Genomic DNA, 12,447 nt, shown 5'->3' on the forward strand with positions numbered 1-12,447 from the left:
TTCTAGACAAGCGCAAATACCCTGCCGCCGCCGGAGAATATTCATCATGGTCCATCATTTCCAACACCGCGACGGCACCATGTTTGCCGAAGATGTTGACCTTAACGCGCTGGCCGCCGAAGTCGGTACGCCATTTTACGTCTATTCCACCGCAACCCTGCGCCGCCACGTCCAGGTGGTCAAAAAGGCTTTTGACGGCATCCCCACCCTTCTGGCCTATGCCATGAAGGCCAATTCCAATCAGGCTGTCCTGAAAATCATGGCCCAGGAAGGCGCTGGCGCCGATGTTGTGTCGCTGGGCGAACTCGAACGCGCCCTCGCCGCTGGCATCCGGCCTGATATGATTGTCTTTTCGGGTGTCGCCAAAACCATTGCCGAAATGCGGCGCGGGCTGGAAGTGGGCATTCACTGCTTTAATGTCGAAAGCGAGCCCGAGCTTGAACGGCTCGATATGGTCGCCGGCGATATGGGCAAGACCGCCCGCGTTTCGGTACGCATCAATCCAGATGTCGACGCACGCACCCACGCCAAGATTTCCACCGGCAAGGCTGAAAACAAATTTGGCATTCCCTATGGCCGCGCCCGCGAGGTCTACGCTCGCATCGCCAAATTGGGCAATGTCACAGCGGTCGGCGTCGATATGCATATCGGCAGCCAGATCACCGATCTTGAACCCTTCGGCAATGCCTGTGGTCTGATGGCCGAATTGGTCACCACCCTGAACGCGGATGGCCACGCGATTGAACATGTCGATGTTGGCGGGGGGCTGGGCATTCCCTACGACCAGAACGAGCAGGCCCCGCCCCATCCCGACGCCTATGCCGCCGTCATTCGTGACAAAGTGGGGCAATTGGGCGTCAAGCTGGTCATTGAGCCCGGACGGCTATTGGTGGGTAATGCCGGGATCATGGTGACCAAGGTCGAATATGTTAAGCGGGGCAGCACCAGCTTTGTCATCGTCGACGCGGCGATGAATGATCTGCTGCGCCCAACACTTTATGAAGCCCATCACGATGTGGAACTGGTCAACCAGTCCAACCTCCCCCCGATAACCGCCGACATTGTAGGCCCGGTCTGCGAGACCGGCGATTATCTGGCCAAGGGACGGACGATATCAGGGGTCGTTGAAGGCGATCTGCTCGCCATTATGGGCGCCGGTGCCTATGGCGCGGTCATGGCCTCAACCTATAATTCGCGCGCCCTGGTGCCAGAAGTATTGGTGCAGGGCGACCAGTATCACGTCATCCGTGCGCGCCAGCCGCTCAAGAATCTGATCGCGTTGGATAGCGTGCCGGACTGGCTTTAGCTATCCAGTTCGCGCCGGGCCAGCGATACCACCTCGACCGGCTTGCCCTCCAGGGCATCATCGACCTTGGCCAACAGATCGACCAGCGTGAACGGCTTGACGATTACATCATAAATCAGCGCCTCGAGCCCGTGGGCCCGCTCGCGCTGATCGGCAAAGCCGGTCATCAGCACGATAGTGATATCGGGATAGGTCGCGGCGGTGTTCAGCGCCAGCGCAATACCGTCCATGATCGGCATCTTGATATCGCTGAGCAACAGGTCAAATTTACCTGCCTCCTCAGCCAGCATTTCCGCCGCTAACCCGCCATCTTCGGCCGCAACGACCTCGTGCCCCTTCATGCCCAGCGCGCTGACCACGAAGGCGCGCACGGAATCGTCATCTTCGGCAACAAGAATTCGAGCCATTATCCATGCTCCTGGCTGGGGGCGGGTTCGGGTGGGGCAGCATTGATCTGGTCGGGCGCGGCGCCTTGCTGATGCGCGGCCCCCGGTGCGGCGTCGAGCGGCACCTTGGGCTCGCTGCCCCCGCTGGCGAATGCCAGCTTCACCTTGGCCACATTGCCCGGCGGCAGTGACAGGTGCGTACTGATGCTCGCTCGCTGTCCCGGCGCCAGGCCGCGTGCAAGCGGGCGCACGCTCCACTGGTAAAGATTTCTTCCCTCGCCATCGATCAGCGTCAGCACCACCGGCGGCACCGGCATCCGCCCCAGTGCCACATTGACGATTTCAGCCTCGACCAGCAGGACTTCCTTGCCATCCTGCAATGTGCGCTGCGTGCGAACATCACTGAAATTGAGGCCCACCACATTGACGCCCAAACCCATGCTTTCATAAATCCCGGCCATTGCCGGAAACATTTCCACAATCTTTGTGCGCCCAAAAAAACCGAAACCGATCATCCCCACCAGCGTACAGGCGGCAATGATGCGGGCCGCCCGGCGCAGCCGCGCCATCGGTAACTGCGCAATCAGCGAACTTTGCCGCTGCGACAAGGCCCGCTGCCGCTTTTTCTGAATAGCCGGATCAATGGTCTGGGTTGGCGGTTCGGAATCATCTTTCGCCTCGGTTGCAGCCCCCCTGGCCATTTCTTCGGCCGCCAGATTTGCTTCCTGGGCAAAAGCGTCATCGAGCGCATCCTCGCTCATTGCCGCCTCGTCCGCCACGGGTTCGGGTGCCACCGGCACCTGCTGCCAGTCGCGTTGACAATTGGCACACTGCACCTTGCGGCCGGTTGCCCCGATCGCCTCAAAGGCAACCTGATAGCGCGTCTGGCAGTGTGGGCAGGTGATAATCATCGACGAAGAGGGCGCCTGTCAGGTTTGGACCGCTTCAATCGTACCCAATTGAGGTTAAAACTCCTCAAACCGCCCGTGATCGTCGGCGATAAACATAAATGCACCGCAATCCACACCCAAACCGCCCCCAATCCCCGCACAATCGCTGCGCCCTGATATGATGGCCCGCATGTGATTCGAATTGCGATCGCACCCAAGCAGGACAGACGATTAAGGAGCCTGGCATTTTGATCGAATTTTCCGATGTTGGCCTGCGCTATGGCAATGGCCCGGAAATCCTGCGGGATTTGACCTTTTCGGTCGAACCCGGCTCATTCCATTTTCTGACCGGGCCATCTGGGGCCGGCAAGACGTCGCTTTTGCGTCTGCTGCTGCTCTCGCTCAAGCCGTCACGCGGTCAGGTCACCATGTTCGGCGAGGATGTGACCAATCTCAGCCATGACAACCTCCTGCAGATGCGCCGCCATATCGGCATCGTGTTTCAGGAATTTCGCCTGCTGGATCACCTGACCACTTTCGAAAATGTCGCCCTGCCGCTGCGGGTGCTGGGCCAGGCCGAAAGCGAATACAAGCCCAACGTTACCGAACTGCTCGAATGGGTGGGTCTGGGCGAGCGCATGCACGCCCTGCCCTCGCTGCTTTCAGGTGGCGAAAAACAACGCGCCGCCATTGCCCGCGCCGTCATCGCCCGCCCCAAGATATTGCTGGCCGACGAGCCCACCGGCAATGTCGACCCCGAACTGTCCTCGCGCCTCGTACACCTGTTTGCCGAACTCAACCGGACCTTGGGCATGACCATCATATTGGCAACGCACGAGCTGCCATTGCTCGACCAGTTTTCATATCCGCGCATGCTGCTGTCCAAGGGCGAATTGGTGATCCATGATTGAGCAGATCAAAAATCTCATTCCCCGTCCCGGTCGACCCGCCCCGATCGTACCGGAGCGCTCTGTTGCCGGTCGCACGCTGATGTTGTTGATCGCCATCATGACATTTTTGTCCGCCGTGACGCTTGGCGGTGTCGTGCTGGTTCAAAAATCGGCCATCGCCTGGTCCGCCGATGTTGGCCGCGAAGTCACCATCCAGATACGCCCGGTCGAGGGCGAGGTAATGGAATCCAACCTGCGCACCGCCGTTGCCCTGGCTGAAGCCACCCCCGGTGTCGGCTCTGCGCGCGCCCTGACCCTGGACGAGAGCCAGGCATTGCTCGAACCATGGCTCGGCGCCGGACTGGACCTGACTGCCATTGAAATTCCCCGGCTGGTTGTAGTTCATCTCAGCGATCCGCTCGATGCCGACATCGCCAAGCTGACCAATGATTTGAAGGCGGTAAAAGGCGCCAGCCTTGATACTCACGCCGTCTGGCGCCAGCAATTGAACGCCATGTCGGGGGCCATTGTGCTCTCGGGTCTGTTGGTGCTGGCGCTCATCATCGTGGCTACCATGCTGGCCATTGTCTTTGCCACGCGCGGCGCCATGGCCTCCAATCGTGAAATCGTTGACGTGCTCCACTATATCGGGGCCTCCAACAAATTCATTGCCGGTGAGTTTCAGGGACGGTTTTTATCCATCGGGCTGCAAGGCGGCTTCATTGGCGGTGTCGCCGCCATCCTGTTTTTTACTCTGGTTGGCACCGCGGCGGGCGAAGTATTGCCCGGCGAAACCAGCCAGCAAGTGGGCATTCTGTTCGGCCGTTTCGCCCTTGGCGTCAGTGGCATTGTTGGAATTGGCGCCGTTGTGCTGGTGATTGCGGCCTTGACCGCCACGACCTCCCGCGTCACCGTGCGACGCTTTCTGGCGCAAACCTCGTGAGAGCGGACACCGACCCCGATCAACTCCGGGTCACGCCAACACAACGCCGTTAGGCCATTGGAGAAATCAAACTCATGGTGATGCAGGCAATTCGCTCGGCCATTTTTTACCTGCTGTTCATCGGCCAGACAGCCATTGTGGCCATCACCATTGGCACGATCGCACTGTTTACAGGCCGCCGCACCGCGCTCAGCTGGTGGATGGCAAAATACTGGTGCCGGTCCAACCTCACCCTCCTGCGCCTGTTTGGCGGCATCAAGACCAAGGTAAGCGGCGCGGAAAACATTCCCGAGGGCGGCTGCATCATTGCCGCCAAGCATCAAAGCGACTGGGACGTCTTTGCCATTTTTCCCTATACTGGACGCCCCGCCTATATCGTCAAAAAGGAGTTGATGCGCATTCCCTTCTTTGGCTGGGCAGCGCGCACGCTCGATTGTATTGAAGTTGACCGCTCCAAGGGCGCTCAGGCCATTCCCCTGATGATGCAACAGGCCCACGCCGCCGTCGAACGCGGTTGCCGTATCGTCATATTTCCCGAAGGTACCCGTCGCGCACCGCTGGCCAAACCTGAATATCGGCAGGGTATTGTGCGTCTATATTCAGAACTCGGCGTGCCGGTGGTGCCCGTCGCGCTGAACTCCGGCCTGTTTTGGGGGCGCAACAGCCTGATTATCTGGCCCGGAACGGCCGAGGCAAAATTCCTGCCCCCGATTGAATCCGGGCTGGCGCCCGACATTTTTTTACAAAGACTCAAAAAAGCCATCGAACCAGAATCAACTAATTTGATTCTCGAAGCGGTAGACCGGGGATTGGCCCGGCCCATCGACCAAAAACTGCGGAAAGCCATCGAGGATGCAAGGCAAGCCCGCGATACCGCCTGACTACTATATATTGACATTGCGACCAACTGATACCATAGATGTAGAACTTAACCATAGAACTGCTTGACGTTAACGATTTTTTGTTCTATTTTTGTTCTTCTTGTGGTGCACACGGGAGATGGGGAAATGGCAATGCTTGGGATGACGACTCGATTGGACCAGACGCAACCACGCCCGGTAAATTGGTTTGGTCGTTCCGGTCGGGCCTATGGTCTGATCAGCGAAAGTCTTGATCAATTTCGCCTCGCTGAACGCGAACTCTATTTGATCGCCAAGGGCAGTTTGGTGCTTTGGGTTGGCTCCATGACCGAACTGGTTGTTGATCCGATGAGCCGCACCCGTTTCAAACTGGCACTTGATTGCGCCGACCGCGCCTTTCGTCTGGCAACGCCGGGCGATGATGTTGAGCGCATGACCACCATCTGGGATCTCGAGGGTGCCGAACCCGAGGCGCGCCGTTCTGCTGCCTAATCCCTGTTTGCGGCCAGCAGCCTGACCAGCGCGTCAAGGCTTCGATCACGAATACCCCATTGGGCCAGATGCTCGGCGGTATTGAGCACATAATCGATATTGGCGCCTGACTGGCCCCGCGCCAGCCGTACAACGTCCGCCTGCGCTCCCAGACTAAGCTTTCCGGCATATTGTTCATGATGCTCATCAACCAGATAGGTCACGGCGCGCAGCCGCCCGCCGGTCGCCAGACTGATGGGGCGTTCAGCCTCGCGATAGACCCCGGTGATCAACTCGCGCGCCCGCAAATAGTCCAGCGTCTGCTCCCAGACAGACGGCGCCACTTCAAACGCCATGCCCCGGCACGATCCGCCCCGCGCCAATCCGAACACCAGTCCCGGCTGCGCCTCGGTACCGCGATAGTGATGCGAAAAAATGCTCAGGCTCCGATGCGCCCCCCAAAGCGTTGCCGGTTCAGGCTCGCAAAAATGCAAATCCCGGATTCCAGATCAGTGATCCGTATCCAAAAACCCAATAGTTTGTCGCACTGGATGGTGATTCGCTCATCGCCATAACCTGACCCAAATTCGGTTCAAGGACACCCCCGTCGCTGATCTGTCCGGGTGGCACTGGTCCCAAAGCAAGGCTAATACTAAACAATGAAGCGAATCATCTATCTCGGCATCGCCATATTGGTCGTGGTCCTGGTCTGGTCGGCGGGCTGGTTCTATCTCGCCGGAGAAATCCGCAAAAGCATCGTATTGATGGCCGATGCCGATGGCATTGCCGCCCCGGCACTCAGCTGCGGCACCCTCGATATTTCCGGCTACCCTTTCCATTTCAACGCCGACTGCGAGAAGGCAAGCCTGCTCAGTGGCGACATTCTCGTGACCATACCGGGCCTGCGCGTCAGCGCCCAGGTCTATCAGCCCACCCATTTGCTGGCCTCGGCTCTGGGGCCCATAACCATCGCCGATGATTTTACCGGGTCAAAAAGTGAGATCAGCTGGGACAGTTTGCAGGCCAGCCTGCGGCTTGAAGGTTGGCGCATTGGTCGGCTCAGCATTGTCGCAGACAATCTGGCATGGACAGATGTGCTTTTCGGCCAACCCATCGCCAGCGCGCCCAAAGCCGAGTTTCATCTGCTCGACATACCCGAGCAATATGATCCCGAACGCGGCACCGCCGCCCTGGCTCTCTATACCCAGGCAGACAATATTGTGGCGCCTGGCCTGACAATTACCGATGGCAACGCCAGCATTCAGGCAGAGCCTGTCCGGCCTGCCCGCCGACGTTCGGCTCTTGGGTGATTCCGGCCTCCTGCGCCAGATACAACAGGCCGGTGGCACCCTCAAACTCGTCGATATCACCGCCAGCGACACCGAATCCAGCAAGCTCAACGCCAGCGGTGAACTGAGCCTTGATCCGCAGGGCCTGCTCAACGGCAATCTCGACGTCACCTCAACCGGCGTCGTCAAACGCATCGGCCCGATGCTCGAAGAACCCTTCCGCACCCTGACATTTGGCAATGCCAGTCCCGACGGCAGCTACACCCAAAAACTCAGCGCCCGCAGTGGCGGCATCTTTTCAGGACTCGTGCCGATCTCCAGCGTCCCGCCGCTGTTCTAGGCGTCATCGCCCCCGCCGTGATCGCGCACAACGCTGTCCGGGGCGGTATCAATATCGCTCTGATGCGGACGACCAAAGTCAGGCGCCGCCGTTTCCTGCCCCGCATCAATGACCGAACGGCGAATGGCACGGGTGCGGGTAAACATCGCCTCGAGCGCCGCCCCGTCCCCGGAGCGCACCGCGCGCTGCAACACCGACAAATCCTCGGAAAATCGTCCCAGCATTTCCAGCACCGCTTCGCGATTGGTCAGGAACACATCGCGCCACATCACCGGGTCCGAGGCCGCGATTCGGGTAAAATCTCGAAACCCCGACGCCGAAAACTTGATGACCTCGGATTGTGTATCCGCTTCCAGATCCGCTACCGTCCCCACGATATTATAGGCCACCAGATGCGGAATATGGCTGGTGATCGCCAACACCCTGTCATGGTGTGCCGGGTCCATGGTTTCGACCTGACTACCCATGCCGCGCCAGAAGGCCGAGAGCTTTTCAACATCCGCCTGTGAGGTATCGGCATCCGGCGTCAATACGCACCACCGCCGCATAAACAATTCGGCAAACCCCGCCGCGGGTCCCGAATGTTCCGTGCCCGCCAACGGGTGTCCGGGAATAAGGCTCACGCCCTTCGGCACCATCGGCGCCAAAATCTTGTGCACAAACGCCTTGACCGAGCCCACATCGGAAAGGATCGTCCCCGGCTCCAGAACCGGCGCAATGGTTTCCATCACTGATCCATAGGCCCCAACGGGCACGCACAGGATCACCAGATCGGCGCCGCGCACCGCCTCGGTCGCATCCAGACTATACACATCACCCAGATTGAGCGCCCGTGCCTCATCCAGCGTTTCGCTCTTGCGTGTCGCAATGGCGATGGCATCGACCAGTCCATGCCGCCGCGCCGCCAGCGCAATCGAGGACCCGATCAGCCCGATACCGATCAGTGCGAGTTTTTTGAACGGGGCACTCATCAGTCAAACACCATGTTTTTGAGAATGTCGGCCACCGCGCGCATCGCCGCTTCCGGCCCGATGGAAATGCGCAAGCCATTGGCAATGCCATAGGAGGAGCCGATCTGCCGAACGATAAGCCCCTTGGCCAGCAGCGCTTCAAAAGCCGTCTCCGCATGGGTCGGCTCGGCAAACAGCACCATGATGAAATTGGCCTGGCTCGGCACCACTCGCATCCGATTGCTGCTCAATTGCGCACTCAACCAGTCCCGCCATTGCGCATTATAGCGTGCCAGTCTGTCGGTAAACGCCGTATCGCGCGCCGCCGCCGCCGCCGCCATCTGCCCCCCCAGATTGACATTGAACGGCCCCCGGATGCGATTGAGTGCATCAACGACATGGGCAGGCCCGTACAGCCAGCCGATCCGCGCCGCCGCCAGTCCCATCTTCGAAAACGTCCTGACCATCACCACATTGTCGCAGCCCTCGACCAGATCAACGCCCACCGAATAATCGCTCGCCGTCACATATTCAGCATAGGCGCTATCGAGCACCAGCAGCACATCGGGCGGCAGCCCCGCCTGCAACCGTTTGACCTCGCGAGCACTGAGATAGGTGCCGGTCGGATTGTTGGGATTGGCCAGGAACATGATTTTTGTCCGCGCACTGACCGCCGCCAGCAGCGCATCGACGCTGGCGGTAAAATCGCTTTCCGGCGCCATGACAAGACGCCCGCCCGCCGCTTCTGTAACGATCGGGTAAACCGAAAAGCCATATTGGCTCATCACCGCCTCGTCGCCATCCCCAATATAGCATTGCGCCAGAAGATGCAGCAGATCGTCCGAACCATTGCCACAGACGATCCGCGCGCCGTCCAGACCATGCACCGCCGCCAGCGCCTCGCGCAAAACCGCACTGGTGCCTTCGGGATAGATCTCAAGATGCTCGCCAACCGCCTTATAGGCTTCAATGGCGCGCGGTGACGCCCCCAGCGGGCTCTCATTGGAGGAAAGTTTTATTGCCTTCTGCCCCGCCGCAGCCTGCGAGCGGCCCGGTACATAAGGAGCAATATTGAGGATGCCGGGCTGCGGCTTGGGTCGATCAGTCATCAATTAATCTTGGGTTCATGCGGCCGCGCGGACCATAAGCAAAGCCCCTGCGGAACGCAAAGGAAACTGTTTTGATCAAGCCGAACGTGCCGTCTGCGCGCTCAGGCCCGGCACCCGCACATATCGTTCTGCCCGCTGTCGGCGGGGAATGGCCGGAAATGCCTTCTTGCGCGCCTTGACGCAGATCACCCCGGAAAATGTCGGCCCGAACAGTCGCCCCGCCCGCTCGAAAAACCGCACGGACTTCAGCACCAGCGAGGATTGGAACGGCGGCAGAAACAGCCCATCGCGCCACGCCACCGGCTCGAACGAATGCTCGCGCAACAGCTTTTCCATTTGCCCCGCTGAATATGGATTGCCCTGACCGAACGGGGTTGTGTCGCGTTGCGCCCAAATGCCGCGCCGCCGTGGCACCACAATGATCAATTCGCCATTGGGCGCCGTGACCCGCCACAGTTCGCGCATCAATTCTTCCGCATCGGCAATATGCTCGAAGGCGTGCACCGCAACGGTCAAATCGATCGCTGCATCGGTCAGTGGCATTTCCAGCGGATCGCACAGCACCGTGTGCGACGGCCCCTCGCGCGGCCACGCCGACGCGCCCTGCCGCTGCGGCATGAAGGCAATCACCCGCTCCGCCGTGTCGAGGCTGAAACGCAAATAGGGCGTGGCAAATCCCAGCCCCAGCATTCGCTTGCCCGAAACATTGTCGGCCAGTTCCACAATCTGGTCGCGCACCAGCGCACGCGAAATGCGCCCCAGCGGGGATTTGTAATAGTCTATCAGGCGTTTCACGTCGCTGGTCATTCTTCAACTCTGCATGAGCGCACCAAACTTGTCTAATCCAAGCTTGTCATTGTGCGCCCACCTCCCTAGCTTTCAAGCCAAATCGCACAAAAGGATATGCGCCATGAGTTTGATCGTTGATGTTTTTGAAGCCCGTGACGACAATTATGGCTATCTGGTCCACGACAGCGCCACAGGCCGCACCGCCGCCATCGATGCTCCCGAGGCCAGTGCCATCAAGACCGCCCTTCTGCATCGCGGCTGGACCCTTTCCGATATTTTCATCACCCACCACCACCTTGATCACGTCGAAGCCATCCCCGAACTCAAGCGCGATTTTGAGGTCACCGTCTGGGGCCCCAAGGCCGAGGCCGACAAGATCGAGGGTCTCGACAAACTTCTGGCCCCCGGCGATGAGGTCATGCTCGGGCAAACCCGCTTCGAGGTGCTGACCGCCCCCGGCCATACCCTAGGTCACATTGTTTATCTGGATCGCGCCGGCGGGCATTTGTTTTCCGCCGACGCCCTGTTTTCTCTCGGAGTCGGGCGGATGTTTGAAGGGACTCCCGGCCCGATGTGGGAAGCGCTTAAAATCCTGCGCGACCTGCCCGACGAGACTCTTGTCTATTGCGGCCATGAATATACCGAGGCCAATGCCCGCTTCGCCCTCTCGATTGATCCCGACAATGCGGCTCTTAAAGCCCGCGCGGCCCAAGTGGCCGAACTGCGTGCCGCCGGACGTTTTACCGTCCCGGCGCACCTCGGCACCGAAAAACAGGCCAATCCGTTCCTGCGGGCTGATGATCCAGGCCTTGCCGCCCGCTACGGTCTTAGGGATGCGCCCCCCGCCGATGTGTTCGCCGCCATCCGCAAGGGTAAGGACAACTTCTAGGTCCTTGCATCATCTGGCTTGAGACCGACATTGCGCTTGGGGCACCAAGCGCTTATCTGTGGGCCAACCAAGAGGACGCAAAATGGCTGGCGCAAACCATCGCAGGCAATCGGTTGGTGTAAATATTGGCGGCGTCATGGTCGGTGGTGGTCACCCCATCATCGTCCAGTCGATGACCAATACCGATACCGCCGACATCGAGGCGACCGTCGCCCAGGTTGCAGCCCTGGCCCGCGCCGGGTCCGAACTGGTCCGCATCACCGTTGATCGCAACGAAGCCGCTGCCGCCGTTCCGCACATTCGCGACAAACTGGCCCGGGCCGACGTTCATGTGCCCCTGATCGGCGATTTTCACTATATCGGCCACAAACTGCTGACTGATCATCCCGCCTGCGCCGAAGCCTTGGCCAAATACCGCATCAATCCCGGCAATGTTGGCTTCAAGGCCAAGCGCGACACCCAGTTCGCCACCCTGATCGAATTGGCCATGCGCTGGGACAAGCCGGTGCGGATCGGGGTCAATTGGGGATCGCTCGACGAAGAGCCTTTTGACCCGCCTGATGGACGAAAACGCCGAAAGCGCCAATCCGGTGACCGCCGCCGCGGTGCAGCGCGAAGCCATCATCCAGTCCGCCATCGGGTCGGCCGAACGCGCCGAGGAACTGGGTCTTGGCCGCGACCGCATCCTGCTATCGACCAAGGTTTCCGATGTCCAGCATCTGATCGCCGTCTATCAGGATCTGGCGGCGCGCTGTGATTATGCCCTCCATCTTGGCCTGACCGAAGCGGGCATGGGCACCAAGGGCGTTGTCGCCTCCGCCGCCGCCCTCGGTATTTTGCTGCAACAGGGCATTGGCGACACCATCCGCATTTCGCTCACCCCCGAGCCCGGCGGCGACCGCACCACCGAAGTCAAGGTTGCCCAGGAATTGTTGCAGACCATGGGCTTTCGCCAGTTCATCCCGGTGGTGGCCGCCTGCCCCGGTTGCGGACGCACCACCTCCTCGACCTTCCAGACGCTGGCCAAGGAAATCCAGGACCATCTGTCCGCCTCGATGCCCGAATGGAAAGAGCGCTATCCCGGCGTCGAAGCCATGAGCGTTGCCGTCATGGGCTGCATCGTCAACGGCCCCGGCGAGAGCAAGCACGCCAATATCGGCATCTCCCTACCCGGCACGGGGGAAACCCCCGCTGCTCCAGTATTTGTCGATGGGCAAAAGGTCGCCACCCTGCGCGGCGCCGATGTTGCCGACCAGTTCAAGAAGATGGTTGCCGATTATATCGAGAAAAATTACAGCAAGGCCGAAACGGTGGCGGCACAATAGCGCCACCGAT

Annotated in this window: 13 protein-coding genes and 2 pseudogenes; 9 read left to right on the forward strand and 6 right to left on the reverse strand. The window is 59.9% G+C overall.

Annotated elements, in window-relative coordinates:
- The first annotated feature begins 46 nt into the window (after positions 1–46).
- Positions 47–1,306: a diaminopimelate decarboxylase gene (gene lysA / locus PSQ19_RS11620; protein ID WP_282217863.1), complete on the forward strand. Its 1,260-nt coding sequence runs from the start codon at positions 47–49 to the stop codon at positions 1,304–1,306.
- Here lysA and PSQ19_RS11625 read toward each other — a convergent pair.
- Together PSQ19_RS11625 and PSQ19_RS11630 are read right to left on the reverse strand one after the other, a co-directional pair.
- The gene (locus PSQ19_RS11625) at positions 1,303–1,713 is read right to left on the reverse strand and encodes a response regulator (protein ID WP_282217864.1); all 411 of its coding nucleotides are present in this window, start codon (positions 1,711–1,713) and stop codon (positions 1,303–1,305) included. The genes lysA and PSQ19_RS11625 overlap by 4 nt on opposite strands.
- Entirely contained in the window at positions 1,713–2,603 is an 891-nt protein-coding gene (locus tag PSQ19_RS11630) for a zinc-ribbon domain-containing protein (RefSeq protein WP_282217865.1), read from the reverse strand. The genes PSQ19_RS11625 and PSQ19_RS11630 overlap by 1 nt, the downstream gene beginning before the upstream one ends.
- A gap of 227 nt (positions 2,604–2,830) precedes the next feature.
- Between PSQ19_RS11630 and ftsE the strand changes: the two genes are divergently transcribed.
- From ftsE to PSQ19_RS11650, 4 genes are all read left to right on the forward strand, one after another.
- Positions 2,831–3,493: a cell division ATP-binding protein FtsE gene (gene ftsE, locus PSQ19_RS11635; protein WP_282217866.1), complete on the forward strand. Its 663-nt coding sequence runs from the start codon at positions 2,831–2,833 to the stop codon at positions 3,491–3,493.
- Complete coding sequence (locus tag PSQ19_RS11640) at positions 3,486–4,415, forward strand: cell division protein FtsX (protein WP_282217867.1); 930 nt, start codon at positions 3,486–3,488, stop codon at positions 4,413–4,415. Before ftsE ends, PSQ19_RS11640 begins: the two co-directional genes overlap by 8 nt.
- A 74-nt stretch (positions 4,416–4,489) precedes the next feature.
- Positions 4,490–5,296 (forward strand): lysophospholipid acyltransferase family protein, encoded by an 807-nt coding sequence (locus tag PSQ19_RS11645; RefSeq protein WP_282217868.1) that lies wholly within the window; start codon positions 4,490–4,492, stop codon positions 5,294–5,296.
- A gap of 126 nt (positions 5,297–5,422) precedes the next feature.
- Positions 5,423–5,767, forward strand: coding sequence for a hypothetical protein (locus PSQ19_RS11650; protein WP_282217869.1), 345 nt, complete (start codon positions 5,423–5,425; stop codon positions 5,765–5,767).
- Here PSQ19_RS11650 and PSQ19_RS11655 read toward each other — a convergent pair.
- Positions 5,764–6,313 (reverse strand): annotated as a pseudogene (locus PSQ19_RS11655) (gamma-glutamylcyclotransferase). The gene PSQ19_RS11650 and the pseudogene PSQ19_RS11655 overlap by 4 nt on opposite strands.
- A 92-nt stretch (positions 6,314–6,405) precedes the next feature.
- Here PSQ19_RS11655 and PSQ19_RS11660 point away from each other — a divergent pair.
- Together PSQ19_RS11660 and PSQ19_RS11665 are read left to right on the forward strand one after the other, a co-directional pair.
- Entirely contained in the window at positions 6,406–7,056 is a 651-nt protein-coding gene (locus PSQ19_RS11660; RefSeq protein WP_282217870.1) for a DUF2125 domain-containing protein, read from the forward strand.
- Entirely contained in the window at positions 7,049–7,375 is a 327-nt protein-coding gene (locus PSQ19_RS11665; RefSeq protein ID WP_282217871.1) for a DUF2125 domain-containing protein, read from the forward strand. Before PSQ19_RS11660 ends, PSQ19_RS11665 begins: the two co-directional genes overlap by 8 nt.
- Here the strand turns inward: PSQ19_RS11665 and PSQ19_RS11670 are convergent.
- The 3 genes from PSQ19_RS11670 to PSQ19_RS11680 all read right to left on the reverse strand — a co-directional run bounded on the left by PSQ19_RS11670 (position 7,372) and on the right by PSQ19_RS11680 (position 10,241).
- Positions 7,372–8,346 (reverse strand): prephenate/arogenate dehydrogenase family protein, encoded by a 975-nt coding sequence (locus PSQ19_RS11670; protein ID WP_282217872.1) that lies wholly within the window; start codon positions 8,344–8,346, stop codon positions 7,372–7,374. The two genes, PSQ19_RS11665 and PSQ19_RS11670, sit on opposite strands and share 4 nt — an antisense overlap.
- Positions 8,346–9,434 carry a pyridoxal phosphate-dependent aminotransferase gene (locus PSQ19_RS11675; RefSeq protein ID WP_282217873.1) on the reverse strand — a complete coding sequence of 363 codons (1,089 nt, stop codon included), beginning with the start codon at positions 9,432–9,434 and terminating at the stop codon, positions 8,346–8,348. The genes PSQ19_RS11670 and PSQ19_RS11675 overlap by 1 nt, the downstream gene beginning before the upstream one ends.
- A gap of 75 nt (positions 9,435–9,509) precedes the next feature.
- Positions 9,510–10,241 carry a class I SAM-dependent methyltransferase gene (locus PSQ19_RS11680; protein ID WP_282217874.1) on the reverse strand — a complete coding sequence of 244 codons (732 nt, stop codon included), beginning with the start codon at positions 10,239–10,241 and terminating at the stop codon, positions 9,510–9,512.
- Positions 10,242–10,344: 103 nt separating this feature from the next.
- Here PSQ19_RS11680 and gloB point away from each other — a divergent pair, with 103 nt between their 5' ends.
- Positions 10,345–11,112, forward strand: coding sequence for a hydroxyacylglutathione hydrolase (gene gloB, locus PSQ19_RS11685; protein WP_282217875.1), 768 nt, complete (start codon positions 10,345–10,347; stop codon positions 11,110–11,112).
- An 82-nt stretch (positions 11,113–11,194) separates the two neighbouring features.
- Positions 11,195–12,437 (forward strand): annotated as a pseudogene (gene ispG / locus PSQ19_RS11690) (flavodoxin-dependent (E)-4-hydroxy-3-methylbut-2-enyl-diphosphate synthase).
- Positions 12,438–12,447: the final 10 nt, after the last annotated feature.

It is taken from the genome of Devosia algicola (assembly GCF_028816455.1).
Lineage (GTDB): Bacteria > Pseudomonadota > Alphaproteobacteria > Rhizobiales > Devosiaceae > Devosia > Devosia algicola.

Coding starts and splice junctions, on each gene's coding strand:
- PSQ19_RS11650 (WP_282217869.1), top strand. CDS start 5,423: ATGGCAATGCTTGGGATGACGACTCGATTGGACCAGACGCAACCACGC.
- PSQ19_RS11630 (WP_282217865.1), bottom strand. CDS start 2,603: ATGATTATCACCTGCCCACACTGCCAGACGCGCTATCAGGTTGCCTTT.
- PSQ19_RS11675 (WP_282217873.1), bottom strand. CDS start 9,434: ATGACTGATCGACCCAAGCCGCAGCCCGGCATCCTCAATATTGCTCCT.
- lysA (WP_282217863.1), top strand. CDS start 47: ATGGTCCATCATTTCCAACACCGCGACGGCACCATGTTTGCCGAAGAT.
- PSQ19_RS11680 (WP_282217874.1), bottom strand. CDS start 10,241: ATGACCAGCGACGTGAAACGCCTGATAGACTATTACAAATCCCCGCTG.
- PSQ19_RS11640 (WP_282217867.1), top strand. CDS start 3,486: ATGATTGAGCAGATCAAAAATCTCATTCCCCGTCCCGGTCGACCCGCC.
- PSQ19_RS11670 (WP_282217872.1), bottom strand. CDS start 8,346: ATGAGTGCCCCGTTCAAAAAACTCGCACTGATCGGTATCGGGCTGATC.
- PSQ19_RS11625 (WP_282217864.1), bottom strand. CDS start 1,713: ATGGCTCGAATTCTTGTTGCCGAAGATGACGATTCCGTGCGCGCCTTC.
- gloB (WP_282217875.1), top strand. CDS start 10,345: ATGAGTTTGATCGTTGATGTTTTTGAAGCCCGTGACGACAATTATGGC.
- PSQ19_RS11660 (WP_282217870.1), top strand. CDS start 6,406: ATGAAGCGAATCATCTATCTCGGCATCGCCATATTGGTCGTGGTCCTG.
- PSQ19_RS11645 (WP_282217868.1), top strand. CDS start 4,490: ATGGTGATGCAGGCAATTCGCTCGGCCATTTTTTACCTGCTGTTCATC.